This window comes from Aeromonas sp. 1HA1, from assembly GCF_029237385.1.
Classification (GTDB): domain Bacteria; phylum Pseudomonadota; class Gammaproteobacteria; order Enterobacterales; family Aeromonadaceae; genus Aeromonas; species Aeromonas popoffii.
In genome coordinates this window covers 1-16326 of sequence record NZ_JAACGC010000009.1, presented here as the reverse complement: position 1 = coordinate 16326, position 16326 = coordinate 1, and the positions used below count along the sequence as shown (strand labels likewise).

15 protein-coding genes are annotated in these 16326 nt (G+C 56.3%); 3 read left to right on the top strand and 12 right to left on the bottom strand.

The genetic code is table 11. The features are described from left to right. Positions 1-78 precede the first annotated feature (78 nt). Positions 79-2943, top strand: coding sequence for a hypothetical protein (locus tag GWQ22_RS04865; RefSeq protein ID WP_275929617.1), 2865 nt, complete (start codon positions 79-81; stop codon positions 2941-2943). A 199-nt stretch (positions 2944-3142) separates the two neighbouring features. Beyond that, positions 3143-4471 (top strand): IS4 family transposase, encoded by a 1329-nt coding sequence (locus tag GWQ22_RS04860; protein ID WP_275929616.1) that lies wholly within the window; start codon positions 3143-3145, stop codon positions 4469-4471. A 53-nt stretch (positions 4472-4524) separates the two neighbouring features. On the opposite strand, the gene GWQ22_RS04855 is transcribed toward GWQ22_RS04860, so the two are convergent. From GWQ22_RS04855 to GWQ22_RS04820, 8 genes are all read right to left on the bottom strand, one after another. Beyond that, positions 4525-5655 carry a cupin domain-containing protein gene (locus GWQ22_RS04855; protein ID WP_212514087.1) on the bottom strand — a complete coding sequence of 377 codons (1131 nt, stop codon included), beginning with the start codon at positions 5653-5655 and terminating at the stop codon, positions 4525-4527. Positions 5656-5794: 139 nt separating this feature from the next. After that, a complete protein-coding gene (gene purB / locus GWQ22_RS04850; protein ID WP_275929615.1) occupies positions 5795-7165 on the bottom strand; it encodes an adenylosuccinate lyase in 1371 nt (456 codons plus the stop codon). A gap of 30 nt (positions 7166-7195) precedes the next feature. Next, positions 7196-7807, bottom strand: coding sequence for a high frequency lysogenization protein HflD (gene hflD / locus GWQ22_RS04845; RefSeq protein WP_042034053.1), 612 nt, complete (start codon positions 7805-7807; stop codon positions 7196-7198). A gap of 103 nt (positions 7808-7910) precedes the next feature. After that, complete coding sequence (mnmA, locus tag GWQ22_RS04840; protein WP_108537976.1) at positions 7911-9017, bottom strand: tRNA 2-thiouridine(34) synthase MnmA; 1107 nt, start codon at positions 9015-9017, stop codon at positions 7911-7913. Between the two features lie 318 nt (positions 9018-9335). Continuing rightward, a complete protein-coding gene (locus GWQ22_RS04835) occupies positions 9336-9830 on the bottom strand; it encodes an NUDIX hydrolase (protein ID WP_275929614.1) in 495 nt (164 codons plus the stop codon). After that, the gene (locus tag GWQ22_RS04830) at positions 9830-10819 is read right to left on the bottom strand and encodes a pseudouridine synthase (protein WP_275929613.1); all 990 of its coding nucleotides are present in this window, start codon (positions 10817-10819) and stop codon (positions 9830-9832) included. Before GWQ22_RS04830 ends, GWQ22_RS04835 begins: the two co-directional genes overlap by 1 nt. A 397-nt stretch (positions 10820-11216) precedes the next feature. Then, positions 11217-12623: a hexose-6-phosphate:phosphate antiporter gene (uhpT, locus tag GWQ22_RS04825; protein WP_275929612.1), complete on the bottom strand. Its 1407-nt coding sequence runs from the start codon at positions 12621-12623 to the stop codon at positions 11217-11219. Positions 12624-12815: 192 nt separating this feature from the next. Next, on the bottom strand, positions 12816-13169 hold the full coding sequence (locus GWQ22_RS04820) for a hypothetical protein (RefSeq protein ID WP_275929611.1): 354 nt from the start codon (positions 13167-13169) through the stop codon (positions 12816-12818). Positions 13170-13234: 65 nt separating this feature from the next. On the opposite strand from GWQ22_RS04820, the gene GWQ22_RS04815 reads away from it, so the two are divergent. Further along, complete coding sequence (locus tag GWQ22_RS04815) at positions 13235-13615, top strand: hypothetical protein (RefSeq protein ID WP_275929610.1); 381 nt, start codon at positions 13235-13237, stop codon at positions 13613-13615. Between the two features lie 100 nt (positions 13616-13715). On the opposite strand, the gene GWQ22_RS04810 is transcribed toward GWQ22_RS04815, so the two are convergent. The 4 genes from GWQ22_RS04810 to GWQ22_RS04795 form a co-directional block, all read right to left on the bottom strand. Further along, complete coding sequence (locus GWQ22_RS04810; protein ID WP_234936952.1) at positions 13716-14492, bottom strand: aminoglycoside phosphotransferase family protein; 777 nt, start codon at positions 14490-14492, stop codon at positions 13716-13718. Between the two features lie 11 nt (positions 14493-14503). Further along, complete coding sequence (locus GWQ22_RS04805) at positions 14504-15019, bottom strand: AAA family ATPase (protein ID WP_275929609.1); 516 nt, start codon at positions 15017-15019, stop codon at positions 14504-14506. Between the two features lie 21 nt (positions 15020-15040). After that, positions 15041-15592 carry a GNAT family protein gene (locus GWQ22_RS04800; protein WP_275929608.1) on the bottom strand — a complete coding sequence of 184 codons (552 nt, stop codon included), beginning with the start codon at positions 15590-15592 and terminating at the stop codon, positions 15041-15043. A gap of 64 nt (positions 15593-15656) precedes the next feature. Continuing rightward, a complete protein-coding gene (locus tag GWQ22_RS04795) occupies positions 15657-16070 on the bottom strand; it encodes an EamA family transporter (RefSeq protein ID WP_084204527.1) in 414 nt (137 codons plus the stop codon). Between the last annotated feature and the right edge of the window lie 256 nt (positions 16071-16326).

The following is a 16326-nucleotide window of genomic DNA, read 5'->3' as shown; positions in this document are numbered from 1 at the left end:
TATGGTTCTGTTTGCTATTCCCTTGTTTATGAAAGGATATTGACATCCACATAGAGTATTTATACTAGGGTATACAATATGAAAAAATTATCAGAGATCATCCATCAAGAAGTTTCACAGGGGCGGCGGGATTTTCTCACCTTCTCTTCCATGTCATTGCTCGGCTTGGCAGCAAGTAGCGTTTTCCCTACCCCGGTGCAGGCCGCCTTTGCTACCCTGAATAGTGGCAATTTCGCTGAGTTGGATGGGATCAATTTTTACGTGATGGCGTCTAACCAGCCCACCGTTGATTCGAATCGGGTCAACTTTGTGCAAGAAACCGATGAAGCTCAATATCTTGCCCAGGTGATGTTTCAAGAGTTAATGAAGTTCGAATTCCAGTATCAGAACGGATCATTAAGTGCCGACTTGGGCGCTGGCATGAAGCCTAATGATAAGGTGCTGACAATGAGTGATGGCATCAACTCGGTTAACGCCATTTTCACCAGCAATCGACGCTATTTTACTGACAACATGGTTGAATATGTAAGTGGCTTGTTGCAACACTCATATAGCAAGCAAACTAATGTCACTGTGGCTGACCGGAAGCTGTATAACTCTTGGGATATGGTGAAGGTAAATGCGAATATTAAGCAAGCGGAAAAGGGGGCGCAATTTAAAGAGATTATCGATCAGCTATACTCAGTCGCCACCCATTTTTGTCAAAATGGAAAGTTAACCACCTACAAAGCAGGGGGGGAAAGTTGGGCTCGTCAACTTATCGAACACTACTCCAATAATGAGGTGCTAGATGAACTTATCAGTTCTTTTAAAGTTCAGGAGTATGTGGGGTCAGGCTCATCGTTTGAAAAAGCGATGTGGAAAGTGTATAACACCATCAATAAAGTAAGGGCACTCAATATTTCATCCGGTCGTCGCATCACCGAGGATGAGCTGAAAACATTTGAACGTACCATGGCGGGTTCTGTTTACAGCGGGTTTGCCATGAACATGAGCTGGGGTCACCAAAGCGAGAAATACACAGTCCTGGCCAACAGGAGAAATTTCGATGATGTGGTGACCTTGCTGAGAAATGAAAGCGGTACTCAGCGCACCTTCTGGAACAATTTCTTCAACCAAAATAGTCCGGATAGCTTCTGGAATGAACTGAATAATATGAGCTTGAGAACGAGCACCTTGCAGGATGGGGATGCACGGCAGCGTATTCTTCAAAGATATCCTGCTCTGGCAGGGGCTACGGGCAGTATGGCTCCTACAGCCTTCTCTGGTGTGGTTCCCGCCAACGCCACAGAGTCATTCCTATCCGTGTTCACCTTGTTGCTGGGGGTGGGCAACTTTACCTGGTTGACGGCGACCGATCGGGAGGAGTGGAGCAACCCTATTCCTTTGATGGAGTTGGGGGCGGCCCTTTTTGATGTGACATTGAATCTGATCCAGCTCGGTCGGTTCCTTGATAAAGTGACCATGTTTATTTATGGCAATGGTGAAGGAATCATAAATAGCATAGCCATTAATATGGGGAAATTCAGTCAGTTTTTGAGCAACCTTGCAGCCAAAGGCGAGCATCTCACGAATGTGATAGAGCGGCAGATAGCCAGCAAGATGTTTCTCGCCACTCAAAATATCGCTCGGGTTATCAATATATGTTTTGTTGGATTGGCTGCGCTGGGGGCGGCCTTGGCAGCGTATAACCTATATCAGGCTGTCGAGGGCGGGGATATTGGGGATATTATATTTGCGGCAATCAACATGCTGGTCGCCACGGTAGCGTTGGGCGTCGCCATTGCCTCTTTTATGGGGCTTGCCATTGCCGGCCCCTTGGGGATTATTATTGCGGTGATCGGCATAATAGTAGCCATCGCCCAGTGGCTCTACACGTTACTAAAAAAAGAAGATATCAAACCTACCCCGATTGCGAGATATACCAACGAATATATTAAACCGCGGGGGCTTGAGTATGAAGACCTTGGTGCATATATTTGCCGGGTATCCAGTTACTGGAAGCGAACTCTGGTATGTGCATTTGATGCAAAGACCATGAATACCGATTGGGATTATGTCCCAAGTATCGCTGATCATGATAATCCGATTTATACTCAGCCAGGGGCTCTGGTAACCGCCCCAAGAAATGGCAGGATTTATAACTTTGCCAATATTCAGAAGCCAGGTTACGGAAATATATCGAATTTCTTCACTGAGGGAGCCAACACACCCATCAATAACTGGCGGCCGGGGAGTGATTTGCAGACCTGTTTGCATGCCGTTGAGAGTCAGTCAAGCAATAATAGTCGCGCCGCAATATTTGTGGCGCTGAGAAACAACTCAAGCTTTTCAAACGCTTTCTTGACGTCTCACCTGGAAGATGCCCCGACAAACAGCAATGAGCTGACGAGTCAATTAAATCTGGAGTGGCAAGAATATCCGCTGGATGTGGTTGCCATCAATGGCCTTGATGAGACCATGTTCCTTATCTTTACTACCCGACATATCTATCAAGTGAAAGGTGGTGTAGCACGCAGGATAATATCTGACTTTGTCGGTCAGCGCGATGCACCGATAACCTATGGCCTTAATGCACTGGCACTCGGTACTAACGTGAATTTGATCTATCGGTTAGGTGGTCTGCAGGCTCCCGTGACTCGCTACCATTATCTGCTGACCCGGGATGACAATGGTGATTATACCAGTATGAAATTACTGCGGACCATCAATAACCCCATGTCCTCAGACTCGCCGATTGTCGGCAGGTTGTTCAAGAAAACCAATGATCTGGTTTCGCGGATGGACTTTATGTATCACGATGGCAAAAGTGGTTATGCGCGCTATGGTGCCATTATGAATAAGACTGGCGATGCCTCATTGTCATTGCACAATGGGGTTGAGTTTCAGGTGCCGGATAATGGATTCCGATCCTTCTACAAGAATGCATTTATTCCGAGGTAACCGATGTAACAGCCTTATCCATCGCTGGGCCATGAGTGGTCACCATGACACGGGGCCATGCTGCAAATAAGGGTGGGGAAATCGACTTCCTGCAATAAAAAAGGCGCCATCAAGGCTAATGCCGATCGGTTAAGGATCCATTGACCGATCCTTCTGATGTGTGAAAATCCGAAACCTGTTGATTGGTTTCGGATTTTTTATGCGTATCGCTCAAGCTCTCGACTTCCTACACGCCAGCAAGGCCGCCCAGTTTGAGTCACTCTCCGACCTCATTCCCAACGAGCTCATCACCACTCTGCTCGGCGAAGAGGGCGTTGCTACCCTGCGCCGTCGCCGTATGCCCATGGAGCGACTGGTCTGGGCCATCATCGGCATGGCCATCTTCCGCAACGTCCCCATGACTCAGCTGGTCAATCAGCTCGATATCCTCTTGCCCGGTGAGCGCCCCTTTGTCGCCCCCAGCGCCTTCCTGCAAGCTCGCCAGAAGCTTGGCCACAAGAGCATTGAGCGCCTGTTTCACGACACCGCCGCAGGCTGGCACCAGCAGGCCAAGCACCCCGGCTGGGCCGGGCTGCAGTTGCTCGCCGTCGATGGCGTGATGTGGCGCACGCCTGATACCCCGGACAATGCCGCCGCGTTTGCCAAGCCCGGTACCCAGCATGGGGAGACAGCTTATCCGCAAGTGCGCATGCTCTGCCAGATGGAGCTGACCAGTCACCTGCTTGTTCAGGCCGTCATGGAGAGCTGCGCCGTCAACGAGATGGTGTTGGCCGAGCAGCTGGTCGCGCGCACGCCGGACCACTCGCTGACCCTGTTCGACAAGGGGTTTTACTCCCTCGGCTTGCTCCATGCCTGGCAGACCACTGGCAGCGAACGGCACTGGTTGCTGCCACTCAAAAAGGGCACGCAATACGAGGTGGTGTACAAGCTGGGGCGTCAGGATGCCCTGGTGCGTCTCAAACCCAGTCCACAGGCGAGGAAGAAGTGGCCGCAACTGCCTGACACGCTAGAAGCCCGCTTGCTGACTCGCACTATCAACGGCAAAGAGCGGCAGGTGCTGACCTCGATGGTCGACCCGATGCGTTTCCCTGGCGCCGACATCGTCGAGCTCTACGGCCATCGCTGGGAAATCGAGCTGGGCTATCGGGAGATGAAGCACAGCCTGCAACAGCACCGGCTGACCCTGCGCAGCAAGAAGGCGGCGGGGATACGGCAAGAGCTATGGGGTGTGTTGCTGGCGTACAACCTGCTGCGCAGCCAGATGGTGAAGATGGCGGCGAGCCTGAAGGGATACACGGCGAGCCAGCTGAGTTTTCACATGGCATCGGTCTATCTCATCCATGAGCTGAGCTGCATGCCGTATGTATCGCCGGGGAATATCCCGGGACGCGTTGCGGAGCTGGAGAAACAGGCGGGCCAGTTTGTATTGCCGGCCCGAAGGGAGCGAAGTTACCCCCGCAGCGTGAAGCCAAGGCCACAGAAGTATGGAGTTAAAAAAACCAATAAAAACAACGCCAGTCAGGCTTAACTGACTGGCATTAGCCATCAAGGCGCCTTTGTCGTTGCTGTCAGCCAGTCACTTCAGCTGAAGAACCAGTAACCGCGGTTGATCAGACGGGTCAGCAGTTGCAGGAAACCGGCCTGATCGGCGAGTTCTACCATGTCTGCCTGAGTGATGATGTCCTTGTCACACAGCAGCGAAATGGCGGCCGCATCGTCGCTTGGCAGGGTCCAGGCTTCGCCGTCGATATAGCACTGCTGGCTCTCACCGCTGAACCAGACGCTACGCAGGCCCGGCACCTTGATGGCGGGCTCGCCCTGAGTCAGCAGGTCGGCCACTTCTTCGGCGCTGTAGTCCGGCTCGACCGGATTGACATCCAGATCGTGCTTGGCTTCGGAGATCATGGCGCCGAACCACGCCTTGAACAGGGTCTCGTCATCGAGGGCCTGTTGCATCAGCTCGCGCAGACGGTGCAGCTCAGAGGGCTGGATCTCGCCGTGGCGGGCTCGGGGCTTGAGATCGGCATCGCCATAACGCTCGGTACGCACCTCGTTGTCGATCAGGTGATCGGCAAAGGAGGAGATAAGCGCCTTGGCATCCGGCGCACGGAAACCGACCGAGAAGTTCATGGAGGGCTCGATGGCGTAGCCCTCGTGGGGGAATCCGGGTGGAATGTAGAGGATATCGCCTGGCTCCATGATGACATCGATGATCGCCTCGAACGGCTCGCAGTGCAGCAGGGCGGCGTGGGCAGCAAATTCGTTGAGCGGCTTGGCATCGCCAACCCGCCAGTGACGCTTGCCCAGACCCTGGGTGATGAACACATCGTAGTTGTCGATGTGGGGGCCGACCCCCGCGTGGGGGGTGGAGAAGCTCACCATCACATCGTCAAAACGCCAGCCCGGGATGAACTGGAACGGCAGTGCCAGCTCGTGTACCTCGGGGGCCCAGTGGTTGCAAGCCTGCACCAGCACTGTCCAGTTCTCTTCCCCCAGATGGTCGTAGGATTCGAAGGGGCCGTGGGCCGCTTCCCACTTGTTGTCGAAGCGGGTCACCAGACGGGACTCCACCACCTCTTCCATGGCCAGACCCGCCAGCTCGTCCGGGCTGATGGGGTCCTGAAAGTCGGTGAAGCCACCCTTGATAAGGAGTGGGCGCTTCTGCCAGTAGTGCTCAAGGAAGTGAGCGATATCCAGATTGAGTTGGTACATGCTGTTTCTCGTGTCTCGCAAAGAGGTTTTGCCCAAGTCGGGCTTGGGAAAAGCCACTCGGGATCCTGCCGTGGCAGGGAAAATAACAGGGGCCCTGTGGCGTATCGTGCACAGGGCCCCTTCGTCAGTACCGGTTGGCTTATTTCAGCAGATCAACCAGACGCTGGGCGTCACCTATGTAGTTGGCCGGGGTCAGCTTCTTCAGCTCCACCTTCACTGCTTCCGGCAGTTCGAGGGTGTCGATAAAGGTACGCATCCCTTCGGCATCCACGCGGCGACCACGGGTCAGCTCTTTGAGCTTTTCGTAGGGCTTCTCGATACCGTAGCGGCGCATTACGGTCTGGATCGGTTCGGCCAGCACTTCCCAGTTGGCGTCCAGATCGGCGGCCATGGCGGCGTCGTTGGCTTCCAGCTTGGAGATGCCCTTGAGGGTCGCCTGATAGGCAATCAGGGAGTAACCCACAGCCACACCCAGGTTGCGCAGCACGGTTGAGTCGGTCAGATCACGCTGCCAGCGGGAGATGGGCAGCTTGCTCGCCAGATGGCCGAATACCGCATTGGCCAGACCCAGGTTGCCTTCGGAGTTTTCGAAGTCGATGGGGTTGACCTTGTGCGGCATGGTGGAGGAGCCGATCTCACCCGCGATGGTGCGCTGCTTGAAGTGGCCCAGCGAGATGTAACCCCACACATCGCGGTCGAAGTCGATCAGGATGGTGTTAAAGCGGGCCATGGCATCGAACAGCTCGGCGATGTAGTCGTGCGGCTCGATCTGGGTGGTGTAGGGGTTCCAGTTCAGACCGAGGGAGGTCACGAACTCCTCGGAGAACTGGTGCCAGTCCACTTCCGGATAGGCGCTGATGTGGGCGTTGTAGTTGCCGACAGCCCCGTTGATCTTGCCGAGGATCTCCACCGCCATGATCTGCTTGAACTGGCGCTCCAGACGGTAGGCGACGTTGGCCATCTCCTTGCCCATGGTGCTCGGGGTGGCGGGCTGGCCATGGGTGCGCGACAGCAGCGGCATGTCACGGTACTCAACAGCCAGGCGCTTGAGCTCGCTGAGCAGCTTCTCGCAATAAGGCTTGATGACCTCTTCGCGAGCGGTTTTCAGCATCAGACCGTGGGAGTTGTTGTTGATATCTTCCGAGGTGCAGGCGAAGTGGATGAACTCGCTGACGGCGGCCAGCTCCGGGTTCACTTCGACTTTCTCTTTGAGGAAGTACTCCACCGCTTTCACATCATGGTTGGTGGTGCGCTCAATCTGTTTGATGCGGGCGGCGTCACTCTCGTTGAAGTCGCTGACGATGCCGTCGAGCAGGGCGTTGGCGGCCGCGCTCAGGGCAGGGACTTCCGGGATCCCGGCGTGGCTGGCCAGTTTTTGCAACCAGCGCACCTCGACTTCGACGCGAAAACGCAGCAGACCGAATTCGGAGAAGATAGGGCGCAGGGCATCGGCCTTGTCGCCATAACGACCGTCAATCGGGGAAACAGCAGTCAGCGCGGACAGCTCCATGGGGTGAACTCCTGATGATTGGTGTGGGGGTTAAAAACGTTTGGCCAGTTCCACCATCTTCTTGCGTGCGAAGATGATCTGGGTGCGGCTGCCGCCAAGCTGGCGCCACAGCACGCAGGCACGGATGCCTGCCAGCAGCAGGGCGCGCACCTTGTACTGCACCAGCGGCTGTTGCAGGAACAGTGGGGTGCCCGCCACCTGGATGCGCGGCCCTATGGGGCTGATGAGATCGCTGTAGATGCTCGCCATGTTGGCCAGGATCTGCTCGTCGAGCAGATCGAAATGTTGTTGCTGGCGGCCGATCTGACCGATCCGCTCCCCCAGCATGTTGAGTATGTCCTGGCGCTTGGCCAGCTTGCGCTCCAGCGCGATCAGGCTGACCACGTAGCGGGTCAGCTCGGCGTTCTTTTGGCTGCCGTCAGAGCCCAGCTGTTCGACCAGCGCGCGATAGCCATCACGAATGGCCAGGTGGTTGCCGAACACTTCCAGCGGCTGCTTGGGATCGGTCACCAACACGCTTTGCATGCTCTCGCGCAGCGAGGCCTCATCACAGCTGCCATCGCGGGCCACTTTTTGTACCAGATAGGCTGCCTGGCAGATGCCGGCAAAGGCCATTGTTCTGTCTTGGAATTTGTCGCTCATATCTTCACGGCCCTGTTCTGTTCATTCACTGGCAGATACCCGCAGCAGGCCATGATCCGGCCTTGGAATTTGTCGCTCACGTCAGCTGCCTTCTGTTAAGGATTCAAACCGGATGGCTGAAGCGCTGTTCAATGATGCCGCCGCCCAGGCACACTTCCCCGTCATAGAAGACGGCGGACTGGCCCGGGGTCACCGCTGCCTGCTTCTCGTCGAAGATGACCCGGATGGTCTCGTCATCGATGGGCTGAATGAGGCAGGGAATATCCTGCTGGCGGTAGCGGGTCTTGACGGTGCAGCGGCGCGGTGCGCGGATCGGGGTGCGATCAACCCAGTGCAGCTGGCTGGCAACCAGGCCGTCGGAGTAGAGGCGGGGATGCTCGCCCTGTGCCACCACCAGCACGTTGCGCTCGACCTCTTTGTCGACCACGTACCAGGCCTCTTCGGTGGCGTCTTTGCGACCACCGATGCCGAGCCCCTTGCGCTGGCCCAGAGTGTGATACATCAAGCCCTGGTGCTCGCCGATCACCTTACCGTCCACGGTTTCGATGGGGCCGGGCTGGGCGGGCAGGAACTTGGCCAGAAAGTCTTTGAATTTGCGCTCACCGATGAAGCAGATACCGGTGGAGTCTTTCTTCTTGGCGGTGATGAGATCCAGCTGCTCGGCGATGCGGCGCACCTCCGGCTTCTCCAAATCACCGACCGGGAACAGGCTTTGACCCACTTGGCTTTCGCTCAGGGTGTAGAGGAAGTAGCTCTGATCCTTGTTGGTATCGAGACCGCGCAGCAGGCGCGGGCGGCCGGTGCTGTCGTCACGGCGCACATAGTGGCCTGTGGCGATGTAGGTGGCACCCAGCTCTTCGGCGGCAAATTCGAGGAACGCCTTGAACTTGATCTCCTTGTTGCACAGGATATCCGGGTTCGGCGTGCGCCCTGCCTTGTACTCTTCGAGGAAGTGCTCGAACACATTGTCCCAGTACTCGGCGGCGAAATTGATGGTATGCAGCTTCATACCCAGCTTGTCGCAGACGGCCTTGGCATCAGCCAAATCCTGGGAGGCAGAGCAGTACTCGTCCGTGTCGTCTTCTTCCCAGTTCTTCATGAACAAGCCTTCGACCTGATAACCCTGCTGCTGGAGCAGGTAGGCCGAGACGGAAGAATCCACGCCGCCGGACATGCCGACGATCACCTTGATTTGGCTATTGTCTGTCATTAGTCGAAGTTACCAGTTCGTTTAAACGGGGCGTATTCTACCAGAATTTCGCGCCCCCGGTCACATATCCATGCCCTGGCTCCCATCGGGAATGCGGTGGCAGGAAATCGTTTTTCTGTTTGTCGGCACCATTATGAAAAAATGGTGCCAAACGATATCGGATAGCCTGTTCACGATCTGTCACGAGAGGCCGTCAGCAAGGTAAAGAGCAGCGCAGGAACCGGAGCGTATAGATATACGTGAGCTTTCCTGATTGCAAACAAGCGAGCAGCACATGAGCCTTGATCACGGCCTCGCAGTAAGAGCGTGGACAGGTTCTCAAATAAAGGCCTTGAGTGCTGAGAGTGGCAGGCGGGTGCCCCCCAGATAATCCTGGATGCACTGCCACACCAGGGGGCTGCGCAGGGCCGGTTTGCACTCGGCGATCTCCTCCAGCGTAAGCCAGTGGCAGGCCAGTACATCGCCATCAGGATCCTCTGGCTGGTGCTGACCCGGCGCCTTTTCAAGGTCGAACACCAGGGCGGTGCGTACAAAGGTGGCCTCGCTGTCAGCCGGTTTGAACAGATAGGTGCCGAGCCACGCGGTCGGCGTGGCGGTCAGACCCGTCTCCTCTTTCAGCTCGCGGCAGGCTGCGTCAATCAGGTTTTCGCCAGGCTCCACATGGCCGGCGGGCTGATTGAAGCGGCGCTGACCTTTTATCTCCTCTTCCACCACCAGAAAGCGGCCCTGCCAGTGCACCAGGGCGGCAACCGTCAGGCGGGCCTCCATGCGGGCATAGCTGGTGGTCGGTTGCTCTGCCGAGTGATTGCTCATCATGACTCCTTGTCGCTGCTGTTGGGATTACCCGTGCGGGCCGGTCGGCGCATTGTGTTGCGATTGCTACCGCGCCCGCTGCTGCGGGGTTTGCCGCCGGTCGTGCTTGGGGTTGAGCGCTCAGTTGAGTGAGTGCTGTGGGGACGCTCGTCCCGTCTCGGTTGGCTTGCCCGCCGTGGTGCCTCTCCTGCCGGTTTGGCTACGTCGCCATCCGGTCGGGGTGATGAGGGGGCGCGCTGGCGCCGGGAAGGCGCCAGCTCGGGGGCGGGCAGGCTGCGGCTCTGCCCGGGGGCCAGCCCGTCTTCTTGCCATTTACCCAAGGTCCATTCGCCGATGGCGTAGCGAATGAGGCGCAATGTGGGGTGGCCGATATGGGCGGTCATCCGCCGCACCTGCCGGTTGCGCCCCTCGATGATTTTGATTTCGAGCCAGCGGGTGGGGATCTCCTTGCGCTCACGAATGGGCGGGTTACGCGGCCAGATTGCGGGCTCATCCATGAGTGTTGCCTCGGCGGGCAGGGTCATGCCGTCGTTGAGCTCAACCCCGGCGCGCAGGGCGGCCAGCGCCTCCTCGCTCGGTATCCCTTCCACCTGTACCCAGTAGGTCTTGGGGGTTTTCTCCCCCGGCTGGGTAAGGCGCGCTTGCAGCTTGCCATCGTTGGTGAGCAGCAAGAGCCCTTCGCTGTCTCTGTCGAGGCGCCCTGCTGCATAAATGCCGGGCTCCTTGATGTAATCCTTGAGGGTCTCCCGGCCCGCCTCGTCGGTGAACTGGCAGAGCACCATGTAAGGCTTGTTCAGCAGCAGCAACTGGCGATCGGCGGGGTTCACCTGCGGTTTCTGTCCGGCCTGTTTCGCGTCGTGTGCGTGCCGGGTGCCGGCGCGTGAGCGGGCAAGCGCGGGCCGGAGGGTGTCATCCTGTGCGGTGCGGCCAGCGGTGGTCGGGCGGCCTTGGAGGGAGAGACGGGGGCGGGCAGGTTTCATCGCATGCATACCAAAAACAGGGGATGGCGCAGTGTATCACAGGGGGCTGAGTGGGTGGGGCATGGCAAGGTCGGGCCGGATGATGGTCACTCCCGGCCGGCAGAAGAAGGTGAGCTCACGGTTGAGCATTCAGGGGCCGACGGGCAGTGCTGTGAGTTCGATGCTGGCATCGCGCCGCACGGATGCCAGCGATACCTGGCGAGCCTGTGTGCACAGGGGATGACAACAGTCTGGATGTATCTGCTGACGGTGGGGCAGCAATCAAAAACCGGCCCCACCAGAAGGCGGGGCCGGTTGCGCGCAGTGGCTGTTTGCGTCAGGCGGGCTTGGTTGCCTGGCTGCATTGAGTTAACGCGGGTTCAGGCTGACTGGGTTGCCAGCTCGGCGGCGCGCCGTTCGCGTTGGTTCAGGCGGATTGGGTAGCCAAGGTGGCGGCTTTCAATTCGCGCTTGATACGGCGGATCTTGCGCTCTTCGGCCACGGCCACGCAGGCCATCAGCACCAGACAGGCGGCGGCTGCGATATCCAGCGCCGCGAAGGTGCCGGCCCAACCGGTCAGACCGAAGATGGGGGTGCCATCGGCGATCATGCCCAGACCCAGTTTGGCGAAGCTGTCACCGATGAGGTAGGCAAAGGTGCCCTTGACGCCATCGGCCACGCTGATGCCCTGCTTGGGCACGAAGCCCACGGCGGCGACGCCGATCAGCAGTTGCGGACCAAACACCAGGAAACCCAGCAAGAACAGGGAACCCAGGAACATGAACTGGGTGGTGGCGTGCTGGTAAAGGCCCAGGGTCGCGATAATCAGCGCCAGTGCCACACACGCGACCAGACCACGACGGCCGTTGGCCAGATCCGAGAGGTAGCCCCACATCAGGGTGCCGACCAGCGCGCCCACTTCGAAGAAGGTGAAGCCCTGAATGGCGATCTCCTTGGAGAAGCCCAGCTCCTGGTGAGCGTACACGGTGGACCACTGGTCGATACCGATGCGCACCACGTAGAGGAAGATGTTGGCAAAGCAGAGCAGCCAGATCACCTTGTTCATCAGCACGTACTTGACGAAGATTTGACCCTTGGTCAGCTTCTGCTCTTCGGTGGCGATATCTTCTTCGCTGGCCACCTCGTCAAACAGCTCTTCCACCTTGCCCAGGCCATAGGCTTCCGGTGAGTCGCTGCCAAAACGCAGGCCGATAAAGCCGACCACCAGCGCGATCATGGACGGGAAGATGAACATGCCGAGCACGTTGCCATCGAACAGGTAGTTGGCACCGAACAGCGCCACACCGGCCGCACCGGCTCCGCCCACGTTGTGGGAGAGGTTCCACATACCGAGGTAAGTGCCGCGCTTGTTGCGAGGTGTCCACTTGGTAATGGTGGAGTAGCTGCAGGAGCCACCACAGCTCTGGAAGAAGCCGCTCAGGGCGTAGAAGAAGATCATGAAGTAGAGGCTAAAACCCGTGCCGCCCATGCTGGCACTGAAACCCAGCATGCAAAGGGCGGAGAGGATCAGCATCAGCGGCAGGAACTGCTTGGTGTTCTTGCCATCGGCATAGTAGGAGACGATGGTCTTGCCCACCCCGTAGGTGATGGAGAAGCCAAGGCCAATCATGCCAAGCTCGGTCATGGAGAGACCGTACTCCTGGATCATGTCATTTTGCGCAATGTTGAAGTTCTTGCGGATCAGATACATGGTCAGATAGCCGATAAATACAACCAGATAGGATTGCATAAACGGCTTGAACCAGAGCTTGCGCCGGGCTGCGACCGGCAGGTCCAGGGTCGGTACCCTGACCTGTTGGAGAAGTTTCAACATCTTCGTTCATCCTCTGCGAGATAGACGGTATTTCCGCCGCGCCCCTCACTTTTTGGTTGGTGTTAGAGGTCACGCCACGGAAAGGACAACAGCAAGAGGTTGGACTGTGCGCCTCGCTCTCCTGTCGATTGAACCCATGCCCACTCCCTGCGCCACTGCGAGGGTCGGGTCACTACATCAGGTAGCGTGACTTTAATGAGGTGCGGCGCAAATGGCGTGAGAGCCATCCCTAGGGGCATTAGGAAAATTTCCTAGTTTGACGGGTTCCGGCCATGAAGCGTGAAGGGGATCACAAGGGGGCTGTCCGCGGCAGCCTGGTGACGGCGGCGATCCGGCGTGCAGGAGACGATGGGGCGAGCTGGGAAAAGCAGGCCAGCCCGGCAGAGCCACGATGGGACCACTGTGGGCCACGCTGTGGGTGATGCCCAGCAGGAAGGTCATCACCGCAGCCATTATGCTGCCCGGCACGTTGGCGGGGATAATGGCCAGCACCTCGATATGGTGGTTGGCGCCACCGGCCGGGGTGATGACCGGGGAGGTAATCATGAAGAGCCGCGGGGAGGGGTTGCCTTGGCAGGGTGAGCGCAAAGGGGGAAAATGCGTAGGGTGCAATGAACGAAGTCAATTGCACCGCTTTTGGGGCAGAAAGTGTGGAGGCAAGAAAGGGGATGGCAGAAAAGATAGAGGTGATGACGCGAACGTCCGAATACGCTGCGCTATTCGAACCTACCGGCTTATTGCATCCGACTGAGCCGTCATCTGGCTCGATAGCGATGCACGAGCCAGTCAATTCCCGCCATTGCAGCCGCGACGCTGATCACGATCAGAGTGAGGCGGCCCGTCTGCCACGAGAGCAAATCCATATGAAAATCCTGCCGGATAAATTCCGGGATCAGGCCGATGGGCAAGGTAATAGCCAGATAGGATATAAATTTTCTGAAAAACATATGGTCAGGTTTTGGAGTCTGTTTGTCTTGGGTCATGTTATATAGGTAAGTGCTTTTTATAAGATATTGAAATATTATGTTTTTTTTGGTGGTGACTGTTGGGCTTCACTGCCTTTGGCGACAACCTGCGAGATGTTGCTGGTGATTACACAATATGCGCCACCGACTCCAACCAGCGGGGCACTTGTTGCCGATACCACTCCAGATATTGCTGTGCCTGCGGCTTCTCCCTTCTGGTCAGCAGATTGGTGACCTCAATAATCAGCCAGCACTTGGCCATGACGAGATGGCGCAGCAACCGGTCGCCAGAGTGCAGCGAACTGTGGCGCTGATAGCGTTCAATGATGGTTTCATACTCAGCCCGTGAACCCATCCGCGGCACCAGCGGGGCCAGATCGATGGCCGGGCTGCCATAACCAAATCGTTCCCAGTCAAATAACACCAGCTCACCATTGTTGCGGGTGCCCCAGTTGCCTTCATTGCTATCTCCCGAAATCAGGCATGACTCCTCGAATAGTTCGTGACCAACTTGCTGGATATGGCGGATCTTCTCGTTTACCGCTTCCGGCAAGCAGAGTACAGAGAGCGCCTCGTTGGTGTCGACGAGCGACCAGCCGTGAGTTTTCACCGCAAAGTCGGGCTGATAGTTGGCGTTATGAAGGTTGGCCAGCTGAGCAAAGGTCTGTTCGTTGTGGTGCAGCTGCGTGAGCGTGACCGGATGAGGGATCTGCTCAAGGAACAGGGTCTCCCCTTCGACCTTGAGCAGGGCAGGAGTGTTGAGCCCGCTTAAATGCAGTGCGGCGCGTTGGTAGAAATGGCGTTCGACAGGCGATGCGCCGCTTTTTCTGATACAGGGTTTGCCATCCAGCAGCTGGATATTTACCGAAGCGCCCCCCATTTTCGCCAACTCCTCTTGCGTCATCCTCTACCCCGTTAGCTATGAGTGGTCAGTTGAGTGAGATAGCTATTTACCGCTTCACGAGTCGTGAAATGGTGCTTGTCGTTTGGGAATCGATCAAACAGCTCGCGATGGAAGTGGCGGGAGCTTTTGCCGGCTCGTTGCCCATATTCCGATGCCCACACCAGCAGTTGTTGAAAGTTCTTTTCCGCTGCCACTGCATCCCGTTGCCTGGCGCTTTGTGACCCGCGCGATAGCAGTGAATCCCGGCATACAGACCAGTCGAGATCCAGAAATAGCAGGGTATCGGCGGCATCAAGCAGTTGCTCGGTCAGGGCACCAAATACCCCTTCGACCACCCATGAGGGCTCTTGAGCAAGAGCCTCAATGGCAAGGTCAATCTCATGCTGGGGCCGTTTTTGGTTAAAGCCACCCGACTGCCAGACAATGGTGTCCAGATTGACCTCGCGGATAGTTAACCGCTCAGCCAATCGAGCCGCCAACCAACTCTTGCCCGATCCCGAGTTGCCAATAATCAGAATTCGTTTCATCTCTGAGCGCGCTTTAAGTGCCTAATTGGCTGGTGACGATCTTTGTTGCCACTCGCTCTTTAGGACGGCCAATACCACGGTATCCCACCACTGCTGTTTGAAGAAACGGTGTTCGCGAAAATACCCCTCTTGCCTCATGCCCAACGTGTTGCACATGCGTATCGCAGCCCGATTGTGGCTGATGGTTTCTGCATAGATCCGGTGTATGTCTAATTCACGAAAACCAAAATCCATCAAGGCGTATGCGGCTTCATGTATGAGTCCATGCCCCTGATACGCCCGGGCCATACCACAGCCCATCGATGCCTGATTATCCGCTTCAAGACGCAGGCAAACCGTGCCAATGAATCCCCCGGTCGCTTTGTTCTCGATGGCCAATTGATAGGCGGTGCGAGGGTGTTCACTCGCCTGCTCGATAAACAGTCGGGTGAGCTGCCGATATTTATCCGGGTCGCAATCTGACTCGCTGTAAAACCGCTGATACTTGCTCTCTTGCGAGATGGCGACAAAATCCGCTTCATCAGCTGGCTGCATATCGCGCAGGATAAGGTGTGTGGTTTCAAGTTTGAACATAACGTCCTTGTTAATATCTCGCGAATGTTCGAATCCGCTTTGCTAGTGGAATCAACGATCGTTATTATTTCCGTGGCATCATCAACCATAGACCGCAGAGGGCGATACCCATACCCAGCAATCGGGTGACTGAAAAAGCTTCTCGAAAAAACAACAGTCCAATAGGTAAAAGCAAGAGTGTACTTGCCGCATTAGTCAGGAGTGACGATACCCCTAAATGGCCACCGGCTCGATATAGCAATAAGAATCCAATTTCAATCCCTAACATTCCCAGCGCCACGCCAGCAACACTCCAGTTTAATACTTGAAAGTTGCGACTGCCCTCATACAAATAAATGCCAGGTAAACATAATAAAAGGGCGATGCCGTAACTCACGGACAACGATAGAAATGGATTGACGCCACTAGGTACAAATTTAATCGAAAGATGGTATACGACCGAACCTGCGATAGCAAGAATGACAGCTAAAACATACATAGTGAACTCCAGCTAAAAAGAAAAAGCATGCTCAGTCTAGCGGATGCCATAGTTCATAGGTAGACTGCAAAAATGAATGGCAGTTATAAGGTTTTTTTATGGCCAATGACGTTGATACCGCACTGCTACGCCTGACTCTTATACACAAATATTGTGAACTGATTGGCACTTTTCCCGATTTCCAGGATCTGATCTCCTATGTGACTCCCGAACATGGTAACGATCATGCTAACTTTTGCTCTTCATCGTGCGGCCG